Annotated in this window: 2 protein-coding genes and 2 pseudogenes; all 4 read left to right on the forward strand. The window is 56.5% G+C overall.

Going from position 1 to position 5,199, the window contains the following annotated elements; all coding sequences use genetic code 11:
• Positions 1–56: 56 nt before the first annotated feature.
• Positions 57–698, forward strand: a pseudogene (gspC, locus tag ACOTX7_RS23690) (type II secretion system protein GspC); the annotation flags it as partial.
• A gap of 13 nt (positions 699–711) precedes the next feature.
• On the forward strand, positions 712–2,634 hold the full coding sequence (gspD, locus tag ACOTX7_RS23695; protein ID WP_006809433.1) for a type II secretion system secretin GspD: 1,923 nt from the start codon (positions 712–714) through the stop codon (positions 2,632–2,634).
• A 14-nt stretch (positions 2,635–2,648) separates the two neighbouring features.
• Positions 2,649–4,127: a type II secretion system ATPase GspE gene (gene gspE, locus ACOTX7_RS23700; RefSeq protein WP_205921166.1), complete on the forward strand. Its 1,479-nt coding sequence runs from the start codon at positions 2,649–2,651 to the stop codon at positions 4,125–4,127.
• Positions 4,127–5,143 (forward strand): annotated as a pseudogene (locus ACOTX7_RS23705) (type II secretion system F family protein); the annotation flags it as partial. The gene gspE and the pseudogene ACOTX7_RS23705, both read left to right, overlap by 1 nt.
• Between the last annotated feature and the right edge of the window lie 56 nt (positions 5,144–5,199).

Raw genomic sequence — 5,199 nt, forward strand, 5'->3', positions numbered from 1 at the left:
AAGATGCGTGATCTGATCCTTCAACTCAGCAAAAGTTCGATTTATTCAACAAAGTCGAACAGCCGCTGAAAGCGTCGCGTAACGAAAAACCCTTTACGCTCTTTACCGCTGCCGTTCGTCAGGAAAATTTACCGGCAGCGGTGAAAGCCCCGCTGGCGGCGGAAATCGAAGGCATTGTGAGAAGCGATGACCCCTGGCTCTCCTTCGCCGTCATCAAAACGCCTGGTGGTCAGAAAAGCTACCGTGAAGGCGAACCGCTGACCGGTTTTAACGACGCATTTATTCAGGAAATTAATAAAGATAATGTGGTGGTTAATTATGAAGGTGCTACGCAGGTACTGGCATTAAAGCAGCCAGACTATTTTAAAGGCGGCGTGGACAGCGGCCCGGTAACGAAATCGACAAAAGATGCAGGCGCTGACAGCGTGCATCTTGATGATTATCTGGTGTTAAAACCAATAATCGAAAAGGGCCACCTGGAAGGCTACAGGATAAACCCAAGGAATGCGTCCGCCTTTTACAGCCAGTCTGGTCTGGAAAAAGGTGATGTTGCGGTAGAAGTTAATTCTGTCGATATGACGGATGAAGCAAAAGCAAAAAGTATTATTGCTAACTGGTCGAAAATGAAAGAAGCGGAGGTCGTCGTCCGACGTCACGCTCACCTTGAAAATATTCGGGTTAATGTTCTAAACAATTAACAAGTGTACAGACATGAAGAAATTTCCTTGGGCGTGCGTGGCGCTGACCGCATTGTCGTTATATTCAGGTTCGCTGCTTGCAGCTAACTTTAGCGCGAGTTTTAAAAATACTGATATTCGCGAGTTTATCGATACGGTAGGTCGCAATCTCAACAAAACCATACTGGTCGATCCGTCCGTTCAGGGAACCGTCTCGGTTAGAACCTACAACGTGCTGACGGAAGACGAATATTACCAGTTCTTCCTGAGCGTGCTGGATCTGTACGGTCTGTCGGTCATCCCGATGGACAACGGTATGGTGAAAGTGGTGCGCTCAAGCGTAGCCCGCACCGCCGGTGCGCCGCTGGCAGACAGCAAAAACCCGGGCAAAGGTGACGAGATCATCACTCGCGTGGTGCGCATGGAAAACGTCCCGGTGCGCGAGCTGGCCCCGCTGCTGCGTCAGCTTAACGATGCGACAGGCATTGGCAACGTGGTCCACTTCGAGCCGTCGAACGTGCTGCTGTTAACCGGGAAAGCCTCGGTGGTTAACCGTCTGGTGGATCTGGTGCAGCGCGTGGATAACAACGGTATCCAGCGGCGCGAAATTGTGCCGCTGCGCTTTGCCTCTGCCAAAGAGCTTGCAGAAATGCTGAACAACCTCAGCAACGAGGAGCAGAAAGGGCAGAACGCGCCGCAGCTGGCCACCAAAGTGGTGGCCGACGACGAAACCAACAGCCTGGTGATCAGCGGCCCGGAAGACGCGCGCGCGCGTACCCGTTCGCTTATCCACCAGCTGGATCGTGAACAGAATAACGAGGGGAACACCCGTGTCTTCTACCTCAAATACGCCAGCGCCACCAAAGTGGTGCCGGTGCTCACCGGGATTGGCGAGCAGCTGAAAGACAAGCCGGGCACCGCCAAAGCGAAAACCGCGAGCGCCTCCACGGATCTGAATATTACCGCCGACGAGTCAACCAACGCTCTGGTGATCACCGCGCAGCCTAACGTGATGAACTCCCTTGAGAAGGTGATCGACAAGCTGGATATTCGCCGTCCGCAGGTGCTGGTAGAAGCGATCATTGCTGAAGTGCAGGACGGCAACGGCATGGATCTCGGCGTGCAGTGGACGAGCAAGCACGGTGGCGTACAGTTCGGCGCAACTGACCTGCCAATCAGCCAGATCAAAAATGGCACCATGAAGGGGACGAGTTTCACTGGCCTGGCGACCGGCTTCTTTAACGGTGATTTCGGCATGCTGATGACCGCGCTCTCGACCAACGGCAAAAACGACATTCTCTCCACGCCAAGCGTGGTCACGCTGGATAACAAAGAAGCGTCGTTCAACGTGGGTCAGGACGTGCCGGTGCTTTCCGGGTCGCAGACCACCAGTGGCGACAACGTGTTTAACTCCGTTGAGCGTAAAACGGTCGGTACCAAGCTGAAAATTGTGCCGCAAATCAATGATGGCGACATGATCCACCTGAAAATTGAGCAGGAAGTGTCCAGCGTCGATAACAACGCGACGGAAGACGCCAGCCTCGGCCCGACGTTCAACACGCGCACGATCAATAACGAAGTGATGGTGCACAGTGGCCAGACGGTAGTACTCGGCGGTCTGATGGAGAACGTCACCAAACAGTCCGTCTCTAAAGTGCCGCTGCTGGGTGATATTCCGCTGGTCGGACAGCTGTTCCGTTACACCTCGCAGGATACCTCTAAACGCAACCTGATGGTGTTTATCCATACCACCGTCCTGCGTGACGATGACAACTACAGCGCGGCGTCGAAAGAGAAATATGACCAGATCCGCGTACGCCAGATGCAGCGTGCGGAGGAGAAAAAACTAGGCATTGTTGAACCGGAGGAAGGCCCTGTTCTGCCTGCGTTTCCTTCCGCCAGCACCAGCGCCGCACCGGTGAAAACCAGCGCGACGCGCAATCCGTTTAAAGAATAAGGCGGAGGGGCAACGTGGACGAACTGAGTAAAACTCTGTGTAGCAGCAGCTACGCAAAAGAAAACGGCGTTTTATTTTATAACAATGACGTCTATATCCGTGATGACACCCCGGCGTTTGCACTGCTGGAAGTGCGCCGGGTGCTGGGACGCGCGTTCGTCCCGGTCACCCTGACGCCGGAAGCCTTTGACGAGATGCTGGCGAAGATCTGGCAGCAGAGCAGCGGCGTGTCGCAGCAGCTGGTGGATGACATGGACGCGGATATCGATCTGATGGCGTTAACCGAGGAGATCCCGGATAACGAAGATCTGCTCGATAACGACGAAAACTCGCCGGTGATCCGCCTGATCAACGCCATTCTCGGCGAGGCGGTAAAAGACGGCGCGTCGGATATCCATATCGAAACCTTCGAACGCACGCTGAGCATTCGCTTTCGCGTCGACGGCGTGCTGCGCCCGGTGCTGCAACCGGCGCGTAAGCTCGCGCCACTGCTGGTGTCGCGTATCAAGGTCATGTCGAAGCTGGACATCGCTGAAAAACGACTGCCGCAGGATGGTCGTATCTCCCTGCGCATCGGTCGCAAGGCCATCGACGTGCGCGTCTCGACCATTCCGTCTCAGTACGGCGAACGCGTGGTCATGCGTCTGCTCGACAAAAGTAACCTGAAGCCCGACATCAACAAGCTCGGGCTGATCGACGAAGAACTGGAGAAATTAAAGGGGCTGATTGACCGCCCGCACGGCATTATCCTGGTCACCGGGCCGACAGGTTCCGGTAAAAGTACCACCCTGTACGCCATTCTTTCGGCGCTGAACGGCCACGAACGCAACATCCTGACCGTTGAAGACCCGATTGAATACGAGCTGGAAGGGGTGGGGCAGACGCAGGTTAACCCGCGCGTGGACATGACCTTTGCCCGCGGGCTGCGCGCCATTCTGCGTCAGGACCCGGACGTGGTGATGATCGGGGAAATTCGTGACGGTGAAACCGCGCAGATCGCGGTGCAGGCGTCGCTTACCGGTCACCTGGTCATGTCTACGCTGCACACCAACAGTGCCGCAGGGGCGATAACCCGTCTGCGGGACATGGGGCTGGAGTCCTTTTTAATTGGTTCATCGTTGCTCGGTGTCATTGCCCAGCGTCTGGTGCGTCGGCTGTGTACACACTGCCGGACCACCAGTCCGCTGGATGCCAATGAAAAAGCGCTGTTCAGCTTTATGGACGCGCCGCCAAAAGCCATTTACCGCGCGGTGGGATGCGAACACTGCCGCCAGAGCGGCTATCAGGGCCGCGCCGGTATTCATGAATTCCTGGTGGTGGACAGCACCATGCGCCGCGCCATTCATGAAGATAAAGACGAAATGTCCATCGAAACGCAGCTCTTTAAGCAGGCCTACAGCCTGCGTGAAAACGGGCTGCTGAAGGTGATTAGCGGCGTGACCTCGCTGGAAGAGGTGATGCGCGTCACCGCCGAGCGTGGGGGGGATGCGTAATGGCTTTCTACGCCTGGACGGCGACGGATACCGCGGGGAAAACCCAGCGCGGGACGCTACAGGCCGAGGGGCAGAAGCAGGTTCGCCAGATGTTGCGCGAGCAAAAGCTCATGCCCGTCAGCATCACCGAAACCCGCGAGGCGGCGACGGCCGGAAAAGCGAAAACCGGCGCAAAGCTCTCCACGCCGGTGCTGTCGATGTTTACCCGTCAGCTCTCCACGCTGGTGAATGCCGCGCTGCCGCTGGAGAGCGCGCTGAAGGCGATCTCGAAGCAGACGGAAGACAAAAAGCTGGCGGCGATGGTGGTGGAGATCCGCGAGAAGGTGGTCGAGGGGCATACGCTGTTCGACGCCTTCAGCCAGTTCCCGCGCACCTTCGACAAGCTCTACTGCACGCTGGTGATGGCGGGTGAAAAGACCGGTCATCTGGGCGATGTGCTGGAGAAGCTGGCGGAGTACAACGAGCAGCGCCAGAAGATGAAAAGCAAGCTGACGCAGGCGATGGTCTACCCGATCACCCTCACCGTTGTCGCCATCGCGGTGATCAGCATCCTGCTGGTGGCGGTGGTGCCGCAGGTGATCGAGCAGTTCACCCATATGAAGCAGCAACTGCCGATCACCACCCGGACGCTGATTGCGGTGAGTGATTTCCTGCAAGCCTGGGGCATTTATATTGTGGGCATTCTGGGGGGCGGCTTTATCGGCTTCAAAACCTGGCTGAGGAATGCCAAAAACCGTTTTCGCTGGCATAGCTGGCTGGTAAACGGCTCGCCGATCAAAAAGCTGGTCTGCGCCATCAACAGCGCCCGCTATATCCGTACCCTGAGCATTTTGCAGGCCAGTAGCGTGCCGCTGCTGGAGGGGATGTACATCGCGATGGACGGTATCGAAAACCTCTACGCCCGGCAGGTGCTGGAGCAGGCCGCCGACACCGTGCGCCAGGGGGCGTCGCTGTATGCGGCGCTTGAACAGGCGAAATTATTCCCGCCGACCATGCTGTATATGATTGCCTCCGGACTTTGTTGAATAAATCGAACTTTTGCTGAGTTGAAGGATCAGATCACGCATCTTCC

The organism is Enterobacter cloacae complex sp. IR5418, assembly GCF_049238105.1.
In the GTDB taxonomy this organism is placed as follows: Bacteria; Pseudomonadota; Gammaproteobacteria; order Enterobacterales; family Enterobacteriaceae; genus Enterobacter; species Enterobacter hormaechei.